We start from the raw sequence: 18,256 nt of genomic DNA on the forward strand, positions 1-18,256 counted from the left end.
CTCACCCAAAGACAGCCGTGACAAGATCGAGGAGCCCGCGTTTGATGTCCTCGTCATCTGTCAGAGGTTCGATCATTGCGGCAAGGATGGCGCGGTCGGTGGACATGCCCTGTGCGATCAGTGTCGCGGCATAAACGACCAAACGGGTGGAGACGCCTTCCTCAAGGTCCTGACCCTTGAGCCCGCGCAGCTTGTTCGCCAGCCGGATCAGCGGCTTGCAGCGTTCCAGCGACAGGCCACTTTCCTTGGCGACAACTTCGGCCTCCATTTCAGGTGACGGAAAATCGAACTCCAACGAGATAAACCGCTGCCGGGTCGAGGGTTTCAGGGTTTTTAGGATGTTCTGGTATCCGGGGTTGTATGATGCGACCAGCATAAAACCGGGCGCGGCCTCAAGCTCTTCGCCGGTGCGGTCGATCGGCAGGATGCGCCGGTCGTCGGTCAGCGGGTGCAGCACGACGGTGACGTCTTTACGGGCTTCGACCACCTCATCGAGGTAGCAGATCGCGCCTTCGCGCACCGCGCGGGTCAGGGGACCGTCGACCCAGACCGTTTCACCGCCTTTCAGCAGATAGCGGCCGATCAAGTCGGCAGCAGCCAGATCGTCATGGCAGGCCACGGTATAAAGCGGGCGGCCAAGCCGAGCGGCCATATGGCCCACAAACCGGGTCTTGCCGCAGCCTGTCGGGCCTTTCAGAAGAAGCGGCAGGTCGTTGTTGTAAGCGGCGCAGAACACATCGCATTCATCGCCTTGGGGCAGGTAGAAGGGGGCGTTTGCCGCCCCCTCACTCAGTTTAATGGAGCCGTCCATATCCATCACTCCGCAGGGGTTTCAGCTGCGCCGGGTTCAATCACCTCTTTCCGGGGGACCCAGAGCGAGTAGATGAACAGCAGCGCGCCAAGGACAACGACCACACCAGACCCCAGACGCATCCAGTAGAAGATCGCAATCTGGTCCTGCACATCCATGAAGTAGTCTCCGACCACCCGCTGCATGTGTGTCTGGACGGTGCCACCGAAGGTCAGCACAAAGGTCATGAAGACCATGCCCGAGGACATCAGCCAGAACGATCCCATGTTCAGCACCTGATTATATGGATCGCGGTTTTTCAGGATCGGCATGGCATAGCTGAAGATCGCCAGGTTCAGGCAGACATAGGCGCCATAGAAGGCCAGGTGACCATGGGCCGCGGTGATCTGCGTGCCGTGGGTATAGTAGTTCACCCCGTGCAACGTATGCAGGAAACCCCAGACACCGGCACCAAAGAAGGCCAGCGTCGCACAGCCCAACGACCACAACAGAGCGGCCTTGTTGGGATGGTCCCGGCGGCCTTTCCAGACCATGACAAAGGCAAAGGCCATCATCGCAAAGAACGGGATCACTTCGAGACTTGAGAAGATCGACCCGATCCACTGCCAGTAGGCAGGCGTACCGATCCAGTAATAGTGGTGCCCTGTGCCAAGGATGCCAGAGAACAGCGCGGCGGCGACGATGACATAGAGCCATTTCTCGACCACCTCACGGTCCACGCCTGTCAGCTTGAGCATCAGATAGGCCAGGATCGAGGCCATGATCAGCTCCCACACGCCTTCAACCCACAGGTGGACGACATACCACCAGTATTGCTTGTCGAGCGACAGGTTGCCGGGGTTATAAAAGGCAAACAGAAACAGCAGTGCCAGACCCCACAGGCCCAACAAAAGGATGTTGGTGATCGCGGTCTTCTTACCCTTCAGCACTGTCATCGACACGTTGTAAAGGAAGATCAGCGCGGCAACGACGATGCCGGCCTTGACCCATTTGGGTTGTTCCAGGAACTCGCGTCCCTCTTTACCCAGCAGCCAGTTGCCTTCGAACAGGTTGAACGTATAGGTCAGCACCACGCCCAGTGTTCCGAGGATCAGGATCGCCAGTTGCGCGTAGGCCAGCGTGGGCGAATGAATGTCGCGTTCCGCCTCTTCGGGGATCAGAAAGTACGCCGCACCAAAGAAGCCGGTAATCAACCAGACGATCAAGGCGTTGGTATGCAGCATCCGCACGATGTTGAACGGCAGCAGATCAGACAGGAAGTTGGGATAGACATAGATCAGACCGGCCAGCAAGCCACCGATCACCTGGATCGCGAACAGGCCCATTGCGAATGCGAAATACGCGTAGGCCACTTTTTGGGATTCATATTTCATTGTTCCGGTTCCCTTCTCAGCCCGCCTCGTTGGGCGGCCAGTCCTGCGCGTCAATATTGTCCGTCCAGATCAGGAAGTTCGCCAGATCGCGGATCTCTTCGTCGCTGAGGTTGAAATTGGGCATTTGCCGGCGACCGGGAATGCCGGTCGGCTGCGCCTCCATCCAGCCCTTGAGGGACTCAAAGGCCGATTCCGGGTCGTCCAGCACGCCCCAACGGGTCATGACGTTGCCGACTTCGGGGGCATAGTATGCGCCCTCGCCCAGGATCGTATGACAGTTGATACAGGCGTGTTTTTCCCAGACATGTTTGCCCCGGACCACGCTTTCATCCAGCTTGGCGGTGTTTTCCGACCGCAGGATATACAGATGTGAATGGGCCGACAAAGCCAGAAAGATGAGGATAAAGAACAGGGACCCGCCGTAGAATATATTGCGAGCCATGCTCTTGGTCATGACTTCACGCATTGCGCTCTCCTTTGCGCAGATTAGCTAGTATGGGCAGAATGGAGATTGGGCAGGCCCGGCTCCTTAACGAAAGTCAAGCCTGTGGGATTTTACGCGGATCGGGCTGCGCGGGGGCCCGTCAACGCGGGCCACATCGCAAGCAGATACAGGGCAAAAGCCGCAACCCACAGCCCGTCTGACAGCAGCATCGCCACCAGATAGACCGCGTTCAGATCGGTGCCGACCCAGCGGGTCAGCGCAGCGACGGCCATCAGCCCATAGGCCACCACCATCGGTCCCGGCGCGACTAAATCGCGCCCGCTGTGACCCAGTGTGGCGCGGCTCATGACGGCTAGGGTCATACCCCCGACACAGCCGATCCCTAGCACGTGTAGGGCCGCGACCTCATTGCCTAGGCCAAGCCCGGCCAGACCCCACAGGATCAGACCCAGCGCCAACATGCCCAGCCCCAGATGCAACGCCAAAAGGATCGGTTGGTGCAGGGTCCAACGCGTGCGCCAGCGTGCCATGCGAAGAACCTGAACCCCACCCAGCAGCAGGGCCAACGCCGCGGCAACCCGACCTATGCCGAAGACCAACACGCTCAGCGGCAGGGTGAGCGCCAACACCATCCCCGCCCTGTCCAACGCCGCGACAGATACCGGCCACTCCGCCTCAGGAACAGCGGCACGTTTCATGGCGTTGCGAGTAAAAGCTGGCGTAATCCGTCCTCCTAAAATGGCGATCATCGCACACAAGGTCAGCAAACCTGCGCGCAGGCCGGTTTGCAGCGTGTTTTCCGTTACCCCCATCCATTCCAGATGCGTTAACAGATTCGCCACCCAGATGAAGACCAGCAACAGCAGAAAAATCATGTTTTGCGGCTTCGGCCGCCGCATCAGCTGAGTCGCGATCTTGGCCGCCAGTATCGGCACAAAGGTCAGATCAACCGCCGCAACCAGAACCGGTGATATCGTCCCTGAAAACCACATGGCCATCCGCCCTGCCAACCACATTGCGGCAGCCAATGTAATGAACCGCACGCGCGCGTCCGCCGCTCCTGTCCAGTTGGGAACTGCCGTCAGAAAAAACCCACCAAGCGCTGCGGTGGCATAGCCGAAAACCATCTCATGCGCATGCCACATTGGGGGCGTCATCCCGTAGTTCGGTGCCAGATAGGGCACGCTTAACCACAGACCCCAGACCAACCCGACAAATAGGCCGTAGAGCCCAGCGGACAGAAAGAAAACGCGAAACCCTTCCCCAAATACGCGGGTTATGATTGTGGGCATGGCTGCTCTCCTTGACGGTTTTGGTCATCCTATCAAGGCGCTCAACCGCACTGCTTAACCAAAGTCAAAACCCGGCAAACATGCCCGTAAGACTCAGATTTCACTGTCGGATTTTCTGGCTTTTTTCGCGGCTGACGACAAATTGCCTCGGCACTGTTGACTTTCGTCAAGGATCGCCGGTCGCCGATGTCTCAGGCTTGGACCTGCCTCACCAGCAAACGGAGAGTGATCATGTCACTTGGAATCAGCTACAATAAAACCGGTCGCGCCTTTGGGGTCGGTTTGGCGATGCTGCTGGGCAGCGTCGCTGCACCTGCCCTGGCAGAAGAGCCAACCCTGAGCAAAGAAGCCTTTGAATCCTCGAAACAGCTGTACTTTGAACGCTGCGCCGGTTGTCACGGCGTGTTGCGCAAAGGGGCAACAGGCAAAAGCCTTGAGCCTGTGGTCGAGAAGAAAAATGACGATGGCACCGTCACCGTATCCGGTACCCTGAAACTGGGTCAGGAACGGCTTGAGAAGATCATCGCATGGGGTACCGAAGGTGGGATGAACAACTTCTCGGACGTCATGACCGAGGACGAAATCCGCGATATGGCGACCTACATCCAGATGGAGCCGCCCAAGCCGCCCGAGATGTCGCTGGAACAGATGATGGCGACCCGCAAGGTCTATGTGGAACCCGAAGATTACCCGACCGAGCCTCTGCATGGCCGCAACTGGGAAAACTTCTTTGTCGTCATTGAGCGTGACGTGGGCAAAGTGGCCGTGATCGACGGTGACACCAAGGAAGTGCTGGCGCATATCCCAACCGGCTATGCCGTGCACGTTCTGAAAGCGTCCGAGCACCATAAACTGGAAGAGCCGGAAAATCCGGGCCGCTTCTGGTACACGATGGGCCGGGACGGCAAGATGACCAAGATCGACCTGTGGCAGAACCCTGAAAACATGCTCGTGGCCGAAGTCACCATTGGGTATGACGCCCGCGACGTGGCTGTTTCGGGTGACGGTAAATACGTCATCGGTGGGGCCTATTGGCCGCCGCACTTTGCAATCGTCGATGCCGAAACCATGGAGCCGAAAAAGGTCGTCTCGACCCGCGGTGTGAACGTGGACGGGGACTATGTGGAAGAAAGCCGCGTGGCCGCCATCTACACCACCCCGAACGAGCCCACATGGATCGTCGCCGTCAAGGAACTCGGTCAGCTCTGGCAGGTTGACTACACCGACCTGGACAACCTGCGGATCGACAAGATCGACAGCGCCAAGTTCCTGCATGACGGGTTCTTTGATCCAACCGGTCGTTATTTCCAGATTGCCGCGAACGCGTCGAACAAGATGGTTGTCGTCGACACCCAGACTCACAAGCTGGAAGCCCTGATCGATACCGCTCCGCTGCCGCACCCCGGCCCCGGCGCGAACTGGGAAGACCCGAATTGCGGTCCCGTTGCCGGTACAACCCACCTGGGTGAAGGCACGGTCACCGTTTGGGGCAACGACCCCGAAGGGCACCCCGATCAGGCATGGCAGACCTGCTATGAGGTCGAAACTGACGGACCCGGTCTGTTCATCCGGACCCACCCGGAATCGGACTATATCTGGGCCGACCAAACCAAGCACCCCGAGCCTGAAATCCAGCAATCGGTGCAGGTCATCGACAAGGCCACCGGTGAGATCGTGAAAACGATCCAGATCACCGAAGAGGAAGGCAATGTCGCCGTCCACTTCGAGTTCAACCAGGACGGCTCCGAAGTCTGGGTCTCCAAGTGGAATCGCTCGACTTCGAAAGAGCCTAACGGTGAGATCGTGATCTTCGACGCCAAAACGCTGGAAGAAAAAGCGCGCGTGAAAGGTCTGTTCGCGCCGACTGGCAAGTTCAACGTCTACAACCGGTCGAACCACGTCACCTGACGGGTTCAGCACCAAACACCGGAAAGGGCGGGCCCCTCGCCCGCCCTTTCTTCGTTTGACTTCTCATCAAAATCCACAGGCCTGACACCCAGGGCCAGAAAAGAAAGCCATAACGGAGACTGGATATGACCTCCGAACCGGAAAAGAAAAAACCAATCTGGCGCCGGTATTTCCTGTGGGGAATGCCCGTGGCTGGAATCGCCGCGGCCTTTGTCGGCGGCATCATCTTCTGGGGCGGGTTCAACACCGCCATGGAAGCGACCAACACCAAGGAATTCTGCGTCTCGTGCCACGAGATGCGCGATTTCGTTTACGAAGAATACACCGGAACGATCCACGACGTGAACCGTTCAGGCGTCGGCGCCGTCTGTTCCGATTGCCACGTGCCGAAGGACTGGACGCACAAGATCATTCGCAAGATCAAGGCGTCTAAAGAGCTGTATGGCAAGATGGTCGGTACCATCAACACGCGCGAGAAATTCGAAGCCAAGCGCGTGCACCTGGCGATGAACGAGTGGGAACGGATGAAGGCCACAGACTCGCGCGAATGCCGTAACTGCCATGATTTCGAATCCATGATGCCCGAGTTCCAGAAACCCCGCGCACGGCAGCAGCACTTGAACGCGATGACCGTCGGTCAGACTTGTATCGACTGCCACAAGGGGATTGCCCACTCGGATGCCCGTGATCGGGCGGAAGAGGAGTATCTGGAAGAACTCGAAGCCCCGAACCCGGCCTTTATCCGCGAGATTCCGGCCGAATATCTGGCCAGTCTGGAACGGATCGAAGCCAAAGAGGCCGCAGAGGCCGAGGCTGAAAAAGCTGCACGTGTTGCGCAGCAAGAGGCTATCCAGGCGCAGATCGCGGCGGCTGTTGATGCTGCTCTGGCCGAACGGCAAGCCGGCAGCGACGAAACAGCCTCGGCAGGCGGCAGCGATGTTGGCACGAATATCGACTGGAATGCGGTGGCTGGTGCGGACATGAAACTGTTCTACCCCGGCCAGGCCTCGTTCGAATGGGTGCAGAATGGTCGATCTCATGGGGGCGCACGGCCTTTGACCAAGGGCGGCGACAAATGCACGACCTGTCACGCCGCCGAGCTGGACGCGATCGGCAACAAGATTGTTGCTGGGGGAGAGCTTGAACCGACACCGATCCCTGGAAAACGCGGTGTGATCGACGCAACCGTGCAGGCGGCCCATGATGATGAGAACCTCTATATCCGCCTGCAATGGCCGGATGCGGGCCACAGCCCTGCCCCGTTCGTGGATGGTGGCAAGATGGACCCCGACAACCAGATCAAGGTGGCCATGATGATCACCGGCACCGGTATCGAAATGGGCGATCAGGTGGGTTGCTGGGCCTCGTGCCACGCGGACAACACCTATATGCCCTTTGATCCGGGCGCCGAGGAGATTGCAGCAAATGCGGATGTCTCGGGCCGTCTGGCCGCTCAGGACACAGTGACTAAGTATATCAGTGAAAGCCGGACCGAGATCGACACCAAAGGCCGCCGGGGCAAGCCTCTGGGTGGTTGGGACAAGCTGCACGCGGCTGAACAGATCGAGCAATATCTGGCTGATGGCACCTATTTGGACTTGATGCGCGTCTATGCTGATGGCAGCGCTAGCAACGGTTATCTGTTGGAGCAACGCGTGGTCAATGACGGCGAGATTGCCGCTTCAGCCAACCTCGACGCTGGTACGTGGACCGTGGTGTTTACTCGTCCGCTGAACTCGGGTGCGGCTGGTGACGTGCCGCTGGAAGCAGGCAAGACCTACACGGTCGGCTTTGCCATCCACGATGATTTTGCCGCCGCCCGGTTCCACCACGTGACGCTGGATACCAGCCTGGCGCTGGACGACGACAGCGCGTTCATCAACGTGGTTAAACAGTAAACGACAGGGGCCAGACGATCCGGCCCCTTCCCCAAAGAAGAGGAGATTTGGACGATGAAACCCCAACACCTTCTTCCCGCCCTGCTGCTTCTGGCTGCGCCCGCGTGGGCGGATGACACTGCCGAACTCTGCGCCGAAGCCGAAGACCGCTATGTCGAGCTGTTCGGCCAGCCCTCATCCGCGGTCGAGGATGCCGAGGTGGTGTTGATGTACAAATACACCTTCTGCCCGGTCGACCTGACGGTCAAACCCGGGACCACGGTGCGCTGGGTCAATGTGGACAAGCGCACCAGCCATTCGGTGTTGCTGAAAGATGGCAGCGAGCCCGAAAGCGACCGGCTTTTCCCCGAGGAATCGGTTGATCTGACCTTCCTCACCCCCGGCCCGCAGGACTACCTGTGCGGACCGCATTGGGAGACACAGAACATGATCGGAATGATCACCGTCGAACCCTGAGCCGAGGCAACCATGCAGGCAGAACAAAGGAGCGCGGGCGCAAATCCCGCGCTCCTTAACTTTAGTCAAGGCAAGACGGCCGAAAATGCGGGACCCTTGGGGCAAGACACGCCCGGCCTGCCCAGCAACGTCCCATACACGCAGCGCGATTCCGGGTCCCGACTACATTCAGATCAAGCGAGTTTGCACATGAGCGGTAAGGTTTTTCTGATTGGCGCAGGCCCCGGCGACCCCGAGCTGATGACTCTGCGTGCGCTGCGGATGCTGAAGGAAGCGGATGTGGTTGTGTACGACCGTCTTGTTTCGGCCGATATTTTGAACCTGCACGCGGATGGCGCGCGGTTAGTTCCCGTGGGTAAGGCGCCCAAATGCCATACGGTGCCGCAAGATCGGATCAATGAAATCCTCGTCGACGAAGCCCGCGCCGGTCACACAGTCGCGCGCCTTAAGGGCGGCGATCCCATGATCTTTGGCCGTGGCTCTGAAGAGGCCGCCTATCTGATGGACCGTGGCATTCCTGTCGAATACGCGCCGGGGATTACGGCGGCGCAGGGGGCATCGTGCTCCACTGGCGTGCCGCTTACCCATCGCGGGATTGCTACGTCGGTGCAATATGTCACCGGGCACCGGCAGGCCGACATGGTGCTGGATCTTGACTGGAAACGGCTGGCCGACCCGGACTCGACATTGGTTGTTTATATGGGCGTCGCCAATATCGGCCAGATCGCCATAGGCCTAATGACCGAGAACCTGCCCGGATCAACCCCGGTTCTGGCTGTCGGCAAAGCGACGACCCCGAATGAGCGCCGCATGGTGTCCCGGCTGGATCGGTTGGCGGCGGATGTGCGCGAGGCTGATCTGAAAGCGCCTACGCTGTTCATCATCGGCAAAGTGGTTTCGCTTTATGCCGAAAAGCCTTTGGTAAAGCTGTTGGAGCAAGCACATGGCTAGTCTCGCCCATCGCCGACCAGGGTTTCGCGTCGTCGCGACGACCCGCAGTGCAGGCTGGACCGCGCGCGCCGCTCTGACAACCGCCGTGCTTGTGGCCACAACCGCCTTTGCCGCCGACACGCTGGACCCCAACGCCCTGAAACGGCTGGTCCACCAAGATTGCGGCTCGTGCCACGGGCTGTCGCTAAAAGGTGGACTTGGGCCCGATCTCCGACCTCAAAATCTTGAACACTATGACGCCGAAATTCTGACAGGCGTGATCCTTGACGGCATCCCAGACACCGCAATGCCCCCATGGCGACCCTTGATCAGTGAAGAAGAAGCCGAATGGATCGCCCGTTACCTGTTGCAACAGGAGACCCAATGAAACACCTCATCCTCACCCTTGCCGCGACCCTCTTGATGACCACGGCGCAGGCCGAACCCACAGCCACCGGAGATCTGGGCCTTGTGATCGAACGGGCCAAGGGATCGGTCCTGCTGGTCGATCAATCCGACCGCGCCGCGCTGGCCCGGATCGAAGGGCTGGGCGATTTGTCCCATGCCTCATTGGTCTATTCGCCCGACGAACGCTTTGCCTATGTGTTCGGGCGTGACGGAGGGCTGACCAAAGTCGACATCGTCACCCGCCAGATCGTGAACCGCGCGGTGCAGGCGGGCAACGCCATCGGCGGTGCGATTTCGGACGATGGCAAGCTGGTCGCCGTCTCAAACTATGAACCCGGCGGCGTGCGCGTCTTCGATGCGGATACGCTGGACATGGTCGCCGACATCCCCACCGACAGCAAAACCATCGGTCTGGTCGACGCGCCAGGCCGCCGGTTCGTGTTCACCATGTGGGACACGGGCGAGACCTGGATTGCCGATTTCTCCAAGGGTGACCCGGCGATCACCAAGATCCCCAACATGGGCAAAAACCCCTATGACGCGCTGATCACCGCCAATGGCCGCACCTATATCACCGGCCTGTTTGGCGAGGACGGTCTGACTGCGCTGGACTTGTGGGCCGAGACGCCCGAACCCATCCGCGTGCTGCCCAATTACGGACGCGGGCAAGAGGAAATGCCAGTTTACAAGATGCCTCATCTGGAAGGTTGGGCGCTGTCGGGCCGCGAATTCGTGCTGCCCGCCGTGGGTCATCACGAGGTACTGTGGATCGACGCCGACACCCTGACCGAGACCGGTCGCACACAGACGCACGGCCAACCGGTTTTTGCCATGGCACGTCCTGACGGGCGGCAGGTCTGGGTGAACTTTGCCCACCCGCTGAACGACACGGTTCAAGTGATCGACAGCGTCAGCAAAGAGATCATCCACGAATTCAAACCAGGACCCGCCGTGCTGCATATGGAATTCACTCCGCGCGGACATGAGGTCTGGATCAGCGTGCGCGATGCCAACAAGGTCATGGTCTACGACACGCAAAGCTTCGAGAAACTACGCGAGATCGAGGCCGACAGCCCCTCCGGCATCTTCTTCACCGCACGTGCGCACAAAACGGGGCTGTAGCCGATGAAACATATCACCGACCCGATTGATCGCCGCCTGCTGGATGAGTTTCAACGCGATTTTCCTGTCACGGAACGTCCGTTTCAGGTTTTGGCAGATACTCTGGGTCTAGAAGAATCTGAAGTTCTGGATCGTCTGGAACGGATGCGTAAAACCGGACGGATCACGCGGGTTGGAGCTACAATTGCGCCGGGCGCAGTTTCGGCCAGCACCTTGGCAGCCGTCGCCGTTCCAGAGAGCCGTTTAGAAGAGGTGGCCGCGCTGATCGACGCGGAACCTGGCGTGAACCACAACTACCAGCGCGAGGATGCGTGGAACCTGTGGTTTGTGGCCACTGGCCCAGACCGCGCGCATGTAGACGAGACGCTGGCACGGATTTCCCGGCGCACCGGGTTGCGCGTTCTGGACCTGCGGTTGGTACGCCCGTTCAACGTCGATCTGGGCTTCCGCATGTCCGGCGCGGAGCGCCAAGTGCCCGGCCCGCGCCACGTTGACGGCTCCGTCATGCTGGATGGCGACCGCTCTGTGTTGCAAGCGCTCAGTTCCGGTTTGCCTTTGGTGACCGAACCCTATGCGTTGCTGGCGCACGCGCTGGGATGCAATCCCGCGCAGGTCATGAACCGGATCAGAGTTCTGCACGCGGCTGGTATCATTTCCCGGCTGGGCGTCATCGTGCGCCACCGCGCACTTGGCTGGTCCGCCAATGCGATGGTGGTCTGGAACATGCCCGCCGAACGGGTCGAAGCAGCAGGGCCCGCATTGGCCGCCCATCCCGGTGTGACCTTGTGCTACGAGCGCAACCCGGTCGAAGGCGTCTGGCCCTATCGTCTTTATTCCATGATCCACGCACGTTCGCGCACCGAAGCTCTGGACATTCTGGCCGGGGCTTCAGCGCTACCCGAACTGTCGGGAACCAAGCACAAAGTTCTGTTCTCAACCCGTTGTTTCAAACAGACCGGCGCATTGATCCAAGCCAAAGAGGTGGCCGCATGATGCTGGATGACACCGACCGCGCGATCCTGAACCGGATGCAGGATGACTTGCCGCTGACCTCGCACCCTTATGCGGCGATTGCTGATGAGTTGGGGATCGAGGAATCCGACCTTCTGAGTCGGTTGAGCCGCATGAAAGAGGATCGCGTCATAACCCGGTTCGGCCCTTTCTTTGACGCGGCCGCAATGGGTGGTGCCTTTTGCCTCTGCGCCATGGCCGTGCCACCGCAGGAATTCGAAACCGTCCTGACCAAAGTCAATGCACATCCAGAGGTGGCGCACAATTATGAGCGCACACACCGGCTGAACATGTGGTTCGTTCTTGCGACCGAGACACCCGAAGGGATCGCAATCGCAGCCGAGGCCATCGAACGGGATACCGGGATCACAGTCCTGCAATTTCCCAAACTTCAGGAATTTTTCATCGGCTTCCGGGTAGCAGCATGATTGACGCAAAAGACCGAGTAATTATCGAAGCGCTGCAAGGCGGTTTGCCTTTGGTTCCTGCTCCCTATAGGCAAGTTGCCGATAATTTGGGGTTGAACGAAGACGATCTTCTGTTCCGCCTGGCCGATATGAAATCGCGTGGCGTGATCCGGCGCATTGCGGCGGCGCCCAATCACTACAAGTTGGGCATGACATCGAACGGGATGACCGTCTGGGATGTCGAGGATACGCGGGTTGCCGATCTGGGCCCGCAGATCGGGCTGCTGCCTTTTGTGACCCATTGCTATGAACGCCCCCGCGCCCTGCCCGACTGGCCCTATAACCTGTTCGCCATGGTCCATGGATCGGACCCGATCGAGGTCGAGGAAAAGCGCGCGGAGATTGCCGCCATCCTGGGTGATGCCTGCCGGGCGCAGGATATCCTCTATTCCACACGCATCCTGAAAAAGACTGGGCTGCGCCTGAAACAGAAAGGCTGAGGACCATGTTCCGCCTGACCGAATACATGCATCAACTGGTCGCCCCGACCCCGGTACGCCCGCGCCGCACCGGCCCGGTGAAGCCGGTGGTGATCTGGAACCTGACTCGGCGATGCAACCTGAAATGCCGCCATTGCTACACCGTCTCGGCGGATGTGGCGTTCCCTGGCGAGCTCAGTCACGCTCAAGCCATGGTCACCCTTGAGGATTTGGGCCAGTTTCGCGTCCCGGCCCTAATCCTCTCGGGTGGGGAACCCTTAGACAGGTTCGATTTCTTCGACATCGCCAAACGCGCCCGCGATCTGGTGCCGATGCTGGCGCTGTCCACCAATGGCACGCGGATTTACGATGAGACAGCCGACATGATCGCCGATGTGGGGTTCAACTATGTGGGCATCTCACTAGATGGGATCGGCGCCACGAATGACTGGTTCCGCGGCGTTGAAGGAGCCTTTGCCGATGCCTTGCGCGGTGTACGCGAATGCAAAAAGCGCGGTATCAAGGTGGGTCTGCGCTTCTGCCTGACCGAGGGCACCCAGCACCACCTACCCGATCTGCTGCAACTGTGCAACGACGAAGGCGTGGACAAGTTCTATCTGTCCCATCTGGTCTATGCCGGGCGCGGTGACAAGAACCGGGGCGAAGATGCCGAACATCTGCGCACGCGCAAGGGCTTGGACCTGTTGCTGGACCGTGCGTGGGAGGCGGCGTCTGGCGGGCGTCCTCTGGACATCGTCACCGGCAATAACGACGCTGATGCAGGCTATTTCCTGAATTGGGTGCGCGCGCGGTTCGACGCGGACAAGGCCGCCCATGTGCGGGATCATCTGGCGGCCTGGGGCGGAAACTCCAGCGGGTTGGGCGTGGCCAATATCGACAATCTGGGCCGCGTGCATCCGGACACCTATTGGTCCGATTACACGGTCGGAAATGTGAAAACCAAACCATTTTCCGAGCTGTGGACCAGCAATGATCCGATGCTCGCCATGTTGCGCACCCGCCCGCGTCCGCTGAAGGGACGCTGCGGGGCATGCACGTTGAAGGACGTCTGTGGTGGCAATACTCGTATCCGGGCTTTGCAACTGACCGGCGATCCCTGGGCCGAAGATCCGGCCTGTTACCTGAGCAATCAAGAAATCGGCGTCGAAGATGCGGTAGAGCGGCTGCAAGTGACGCCATTCCGGGGGAAACGTCATGATCCGGCGCATCAATTCTTCTGACACTCTGAAAATCAGCGCGCTGTGCGCCCTGCTACTTGCGGGCACCTCATGGGCTGACGCGCCTTCGGATTACGCGGAATACTGCGCCTCGTGCCATGGCGAGAGCCGCTTGGGCGGCGTTGGCCCGGCGCTGATCCCCGAGACGTTGAAACGGATGCGCGGCCCCCGCGTGGCTGCCGTGATTGCCGAAGGACGCACGGCCACTCAGATGCCTGCCTTTGCCCATGAGCTGGATGCGTTGCAGATCGAAGAATTGGCGGGTTGGTTGAAATCCCCGTTGGAGACGGACCCCGAGTGGGGTGCAGCCGATATCATGGCCAGCCGTACACTGGACGATGATTATGTCCCTGTCGATGCGCCGATCTGGAACAGTGATCCGATGAACATCACGCTGGCGGTTGAGACCGGCGATCACCATGTCAGCGTGCTGGACGGCGACACGTTCGAGGTTCTGGACCGGTTTGAGACGCCGTTTGCCGTGCATGGCGGGCCGAAATTCAGCCCCGATGGGCGCTATGTGTTCATCATGTCCCGCGATGGCTGGGTGCAGAAATACGACATCTGGGCGCTGAAACAGGTGGGGCGCGTGCGCGCGGGCCTGAACAGCCGCAACATTGCAATGTCAGGCGATGGCAAATGGGTGGCCGTGGCGAACTATCTGCCCAATTCGTTGACGTTGCTATCGACCGAGAATCTTTCGGTGGCGTCGGTTATCGAAGTGAAAAGCAAAAAGGGTGTGCCCAGCCGAGTCTCGGCCGTGTATCAGGCGCCGCCGCGTGAAAGCTTTGTGCTAGCGCTGAAAGACGTGCCCGAAATCTGGGAGGTCTTCTACGGTGCCAACCCGCCGCAATTCGGGCTGGGCCATGATTTCCGCATCGAGGGCCAGTTCAAAAATCCTGACCCGTTCCCGGTGCGCAAGATCACCACGCCGGATTATCTGGACGATTTCTTTTTCGACCAGAGCTATGAATACGTTATGGGCGCCTCGCGCGATGGCAAGGGCGGACAGGTGATTGATCTGGTAATCGGGCACAAGGTGGCTGATCTGGACCTGCCGGGCATGCCGCATCTGGGATCGGGCATCACATGGCAGCATGGCGACACAACCGTTATGGCCACACCGCATCTTACCGATGGCACGGTGTCAGTGATCGACATGAAAAGCTGGGAGACCGTCAAACGGATCAAGACCGAAGGGCCGGGGTTCTTCATGCGCAGCCATGAGAACTCGCCTTACGTCTGGGCCGATGTGTTCTTTGGCCCTAACAAGGATGTCATGCATGTAATCGACAAGCAGAGCCTTGAGATCGTGAAGACCCTGCGCCCTGCCCCCGGCAAGACCGTGGCCCATGTGGAGTTCACCAAGGATGGCAGCCACGCGCTGGTGTCGATCTGGGAGGAAGATGGCGCAGTGATCGTCTATGATGCGCAGACGCTGGAAGAGGTCCGCCGCCTGCCGATGCGCAAACCGTCTGGAAAATACAATGTCTGGAACAAAATCACCTTCTCGGAAGGCACCAGCCACTGACGGGCGCTGGCCGGTCTGGAAACTGTCCATCCTGCTTTACCCGGCCACGGCTTTGACCGTGGCCATCAACCTGTTTTTGGCTGGGTTGATCGCGCATACCCTTGGTTTTGCGGTCATTCCCCCGGTGACAGCGCTGATCTGGTCAGTGCCGTTGGGCGTGCCTGCAAGTTGGCTGGCGGGTCGTTGGCTGCGTGGGCTGATGGATGAGGCCGACGGCTAAGTCGCGAAAACCTTCGCACCTAACAGAAGTCAAGTATCGGTCCGAGAGATTCCCCTAGAACTCTGGAAAAGAATACCGAGTTGGATTCTCTATGCCCGCCTCTAACCCTCTGCACAACCTCCCTGTTCGCGCGTCCCGCGTGGCTTGTGCATGGGCGGGCACCCTTCTTCTGCTGTTGCAAATGCTTGGCCCGGTTCTGGCGAGTCCCGGTCAAAGCATATGGGTGGAGATCTGCTCGGAGGCGGGGGCGGTTTGGGTTCAGGTGGACCTTGAGGAGGAGACCGATGACCCGACCGCGCCCTGCCCGAAATGCGCCGATTGCACCTTGTGTGCCGTCACCACGCTGGCGCAGTTGCCCGATCAGCCTCATCTGGTCCTATCCCAGAAGGCCGGCCTCGCCCTGTACCGGTGCGCCGATCAGAACCAACCCCATGATCAGGCCCGCTTGTGGCCTGAAACCCGAGGGCCCCCGCACGCAAACCTAAAAACAACTGAACGCGCCCCGCGCGCTTCCATGGCGTCTACTCAAAGTATCGGAGGTGCGCCATGGTCGTAAGTCGCGCATTCCAAGCCCTGCTGGCCTTCACCCTGTCCTGCCTGATGGCGATCAGCGCCCATGCCGACAGCCTCGCCAGCTTTCTGCCCGAGATTGAGCCTGCTGATCTGGTGCCCGGTGCCGATGCCTTTGGCCCGGTGCGCGAGGACGTCATGGTTGCCCCCGTTCTGAAAGGAGGCGATACGGTGGCCTGGGCGTTCCTAACATCCGATTTCGTGGGCACCACCGGATATTCCGGCAAGCCGATCCACGTGGTTGCTGCCATCAATGACGAGGCGGTGTTGACCGGGGTGCAACTGGTCAAACACTCGGAACCGATCGTGCTGATCGGCATTCCCAATGCGCGCATGGTTGAGCTGACCGAAGGCTATGCCGGGCTGGACCTGAAGGTTGAGGCCGAGACGGGCGGTGAGGGGCATGACCTTGATATTATCTCGGGCGCGACCGTCACGATCATGGTGATCGACGACAGCCTTGTGCGTGGTGGCATCAAGGTGGCGCGCGCGTTGGGGTTGGGCGGATTGGCACCGGCGCAGGCCGACGGGCCCAAGCGCGAGGTCGATATGGCGCAGGACGCCATCTATGACTGGACGACGCTGTCGGGCGACGGCTCCATCCGGCGACTGACGCTGGATATCGGGCAGGTCAATGCCGCGTTTGAGGCGACGGGCGATCAGCGCGCGATCAAACGCCCCGAACCCGGTGAACCCGATGACACCTATATCGACATGCATTTGGCACTGGTCTCGGTGCCGTCGATCGGCAAGTCGCTGCTGGGCGAGGCCGAATATCAGAACATGGTCAACTGGCTGGACGAGGGCGAGCAGGCCATTCTTGTGCTGGGACGTGGGGCTTACAGCTTTAAGGGTTCGGGCTATGTCCGGGGCGGGATTTTCGACCGGATTCAGCTGATCCAGGGCGACAATTCGGTGCGGTTCTTTGACAAGCAACAACGCCGTCTGGGCGAAGTTGCAGCCCCCGATGCCCCAAGCTTTACGGAACTGGACATCTTCAAAATCCCCGCCGATGCCGAGTTTGATCCGGCCGAGCCCTTCCGCCTGCAACTGCTGGCGCAGCGGGCCGTGGGTGCGGTCGAGAAAACATTCCTGACCTTTGATCTGGGCTACAAATTGCCCGAATACTATCTGTTGCCCGTTGCGGCCCCTGCGGTTGTCGATGACGCCAGCGGTGAGGCTGCGGCAAAGGCTGCGCTGTGGCAGCGCATCTGGAAAGACCGCGTGGTTGAGATTGTGATCCTCAGCGCGATGCTGCTGGTGCTGACGGCGACCTTCTTCTTCCAGTTCCACGCCACCATGAATGCGCGCGTGTTCTACTGGTTCCGCATCGGTTTCCTGACCATGACGCTGTTCTTCATCGGCTGGTACGCCAACGCGCAGCTGAGCGTGGTGAACCTTATGGCGCTGGCGGGCAGTCTGCGCACGGGGTTCTCGTGGGATGCCTTCCTGCTGGACCCGCTGGTGTTCATCCAGTGGTTCGCCGTCGCCGCCGCGCTGCTGTTTTGGGGACGCGGGGCCTATTGCGGCTGGCTGTGCCCGTTCGGTGCACTGCAAGAGCTGACCAACAAGATCGCGCGGGCCTTCAAGGTGCCGCAATGGATCTTGCCTTGGGGTCTGAACGAACGGCTCTGGCCAGCAAAATACATGATCTTCCTGGTGCTGTTCGGGATCAGCTTTGTCTCGATCCCGCTGGCCGAAACCTATGCCGAGGTCGAGCCGTTCAAGACCGCGATCATCCTGAAATTCATGCGAGACTGGCCTTTCGTGGTCTTTGCGCTGGCCTTGCTGGGGATCGGGCTGTTCATCGAACGGTTCTACTGCCGCTATCTGTGCCCGTTGGGCGGTGCGCTGGCGATCCCGGCCCGTATTCGCATGTTCGACTGGCTGCGCCGCTACAAGGATTGCGGCACCCCCTGTCAAACCTGCGCCAATGAATGCCCCGTTCAGGCAATCCACCCCACCGGTGAGATTAACCCTAACGAGTGCGTCACCTGCCTGCATTGTCAGGTGCTCTATCAGTCCGAGGACAAATGCCCCGTCGTTATCCGCCAGTTGAAACGGCGGGCCAAGACAGGGTCGGTGCAGATGAAGACTCCACTCGGACAACCACCGGCGAACCATCCGAACGCCAAACCGCAAACCATTTCTTGATTG

General features: G+C 59.8%; 18 protein-coding genes. 14 read left to right on the plus strand and 4 right to left on the minus strand.

Going from position 1 to position 18,256, the window contains the following annotated elements; all coding sequences use genetic code 11:
* Position 1 precedes the first annotated feature (1 nt).
* From GOV79_RS07605 to GOV79_RS07620, 4 genes are all read right to left on the minus strand, one after another.
* The gene (locus GOV79_RS07605) at positions 2-811 is read right to left on the minus strand and encodes a CbbQ/NirQ/NorQ/GpvN family protein (RefSeq protein ID WP_237217965.1); all 810 of its coding nucleotides are present in this window, start codon (positions 809-811) and stop codon (positions 2-4) included.
* A gap of 5 nt (positions 812-816) precedes the next feature.
* Positions 817-2,184: a cbb3-type cytochrome c oxidase subunit I gene (locus GOV79_RS07610; RefSeq protein ID WP_170789301.1), complete on the minus strand. Its 1,368-nt coding sequence runs from the start codon at positions 2,182-2,184 to the stop codon at positions 817-819.
* A 16-nt stretch (positions 2,185-2,200) separates the two neighbouring features.
* Positions 2,201-2,650, minus strand: a complete 450-nt coding sequence (locus tag GOV79_RS07615; RefSeq protein WP_170771892.1) for a c-type cytochrome — start codon at positions 2,648-2,650, stop codon at positions 2,201-2,203.
* 89 nt (positions 2,651-2,739) lie between these two features.
* Positions 2,740-3,921: an NnrS family protein gene (locus GOV79_RS07620; protein ID WP_170789302.1), complete on the minus strand. Its 1,182-nt coding sequence runs from the start codon at positions 3,919-3,921 to the stop codon at positions 2,740-2,742.
* A 231-nt stretch (positions 3,922-4,152) separates the two neighbouring features.
* Here GOV79_RS07620 and GOV79_RS07625 point away from each other — a divergent pair, with 231 nt between their 5' ends.
* The 14 genes from GOV79_RS07625 (at position 4,153) to GOV79_RS07685 (ending at position 18,253) form a co-directional block, all read left to right on the plus strand.
* The gene (locus tag GOV79_RS07625; protein ID WP_170789303.1) at positions 4,153-5,829 is read left to right on the plus strand and encodes a cytochrome D1 domain-containing protein; all 1,677 of its coding nucleotides are present in this window, start codon (positions 4,153-4,155) and stop codon (positions 5,827-5,829) included.
* 125 nt (positions 5,830-5,954) lie between these two features.
* Positions 5,955-7,727 carry a NapC/NirT family cytochrome c gene (locus GOV79_RS07630; protein WP_214648117.1) on the plus strand — a complete coding sequence of 591 codons (1,773 nt, stop codon included), beginning with the start codon at positions 5,955-5,957 and terminating at the stop codon, positions 7,725-7,727.
* Positions 7,728-7,781: 54 nt separating this feature from the next.
* Positions 7,782-8,183 carry a cupredoxin domain-containing protein gene (locus tag GOV79_RS07635; protein ID WP_170783283.1) on the plus strand — a complete coding sequence of 134 codons (402 nt, stop codon included), beginning with the start codon at positions 7,782-7,784 and terminating at the stop codon, positions 8,181-8,183.
* A gap of 189 nt (positions 8,184-8,372) precedes the next feature.
* Positions 8,373-9,134, plus strand: coding sequence for a uroporphyrinogen-III C-methyltransferase (gene cobA, locus GOV79_RS07640; protein ID WP_170789304.1), 762 nt, complete (start codon positions 8,373-8,375; stop codon positions 9,132-9,134).
* Positions 9,127-9,501, plus strand: coding sequence for a c-type cytochrome (locus GOV79_RS07645; protein WP_237217966.1), 375 nt, complete (start codon positions 9,127-9,129; stop codon positions 9,499-9,501). Before cobA ends, GOV79_RS07645 begins: the two co-directional genes overlap by 8 nt.
* Positions 9,498-10,643 (plus strand): cytochrome D1 domain-containing protein, encoded by a 1,146-nt coding sequence (locus tag GOV79_RS07650; RefSeq protein ID WP_170789305.1) that lies wholly within the window; start codon positions 9,498-9,500, stop codon positions 10,641-10,643. The genes GOV79_RS07645 and GOV79_RS07650 overlap by 4 nt, the downstream gene beginning before the upstream one ends.
* Before the next feature lie 3 nt (positions 10,644-10,646).
* Positions 10,647-11,636: a siroheme decarboxylase subunit beta gene (ahbB, locus tag GOV79_RS07655; RefSeq protein ID WP_170789306.1), complete on the plus strand. Its 990-nt coding sequence runs from the start codon at positions 10,647-10,649 to the stop codon at positions 11,634-11,636.
* Positions 11,633-12,082 (plus strand): Lrp/AsnC family transcriptional regulator, encoded by a 450-nt coding sequence (locus GOV79_RS07660; RefSeq protein ID WP_170789307.1) that lies wholly within the window; start codon positions 11,633-11,635, stop codon positions 12,080-12,082. Before ahbB (GOV79_RS07655) ends, GOV79_RS07660 begins: the two co-directional genes overlap by 4 nt.
* The gene (ahbB, locus tag GOV79_RS07665) at positions 12,079-12,561 is read left to right on the plus strand and encodes a siroheme decarboxylase subunit beta (RefSeq protein WP_170789308.1); all 483 of its coding nucleotides are present in this window, start codon (positions 12,079-12,081) and stop codon (positions 12,559-12,561) included. Before GOV79_RS07660 ends, ahbB (GOV79_RS07665) begins: the two co-directional genes overlap by 4 nt.
* A gap of 5 nt (positions 12,562-12,566) precedes the next feature.
* Positions 12,567-13,781, plus strand: a complete 1,215-nt coding sequence (gene nirJ / locus GOV79_RS07670) for a heme d1 biosynthesis radical SAM protein NirJ (protein WP_170789309.1) — start codon at positions 12,567-12,569, stop codon at positions 13,779-13,781.
* The gene (locus GOV79_RS07675) at positions 13,756-15,309 is read left to right on the plus strand and encodes a nitrite reductase (RefSeq protein WP_170789310.1); all 1,554 of its coding nucleotides are present in this window, start codon (positions 13,756-13,758) and stop codon (positions 15,307-15,309) included. The genes nirJ and GOV79_RS07675 overlap by 26 nt, the downstream gene beginning before the upstream one ends.
* Complete coding sequence (locus GOV79_RS07680) at positions 15,266-15,529, plus strand: hypothetical protein (RefSeq protein ID WP_170783276.1); 264 nt, start codon at positions 15,266-15,268, stop codon at positions 15,527-15,529. Before GOV79_RS07675 ends, GOV79_RS07680 begins: the two co-directional genes overlap by 44 nt.
* 181 nt (positions 15,530-15,710) lie before the next feature.
* Positions 15,711-16,085, plus strand: a complete 375-nt coding sequence (locus GOV79_RS22585; RefSeq protein WP_408015515.1) for a hypothetical protein — start codon at positions 15,711-15,713, stop codon at positions 16,083-16,085.
* Positions 16,076-18,253: a NosR/NirI family protein gene (locus GOV79_RS07685; protein WP_170789311.1), complete on the plus strand. Its 2,178-nt coding sequence runs from the start codon at positions 16,076-16,078 to the stop codon at positions 18,251-18,253. The genes GOV79_RS22585 and GOV79_RS07685 overlap by 10 nt, the downstream gene beginning before the upstream one ends.
* Positions 18,254-18,256 lie beyond the last annotated feature (3 nt).

This window comes from Ruegeria lacuscaerulensis, from assembly GCF_013034745.1.
Lineage (GTDB): Bacteria > Pseudomonadota > Alphaproteobacteria > Rhodobacterales > Rhodobacteraceae > Ruegeria > Ruegeria lacuscaerulensis_B.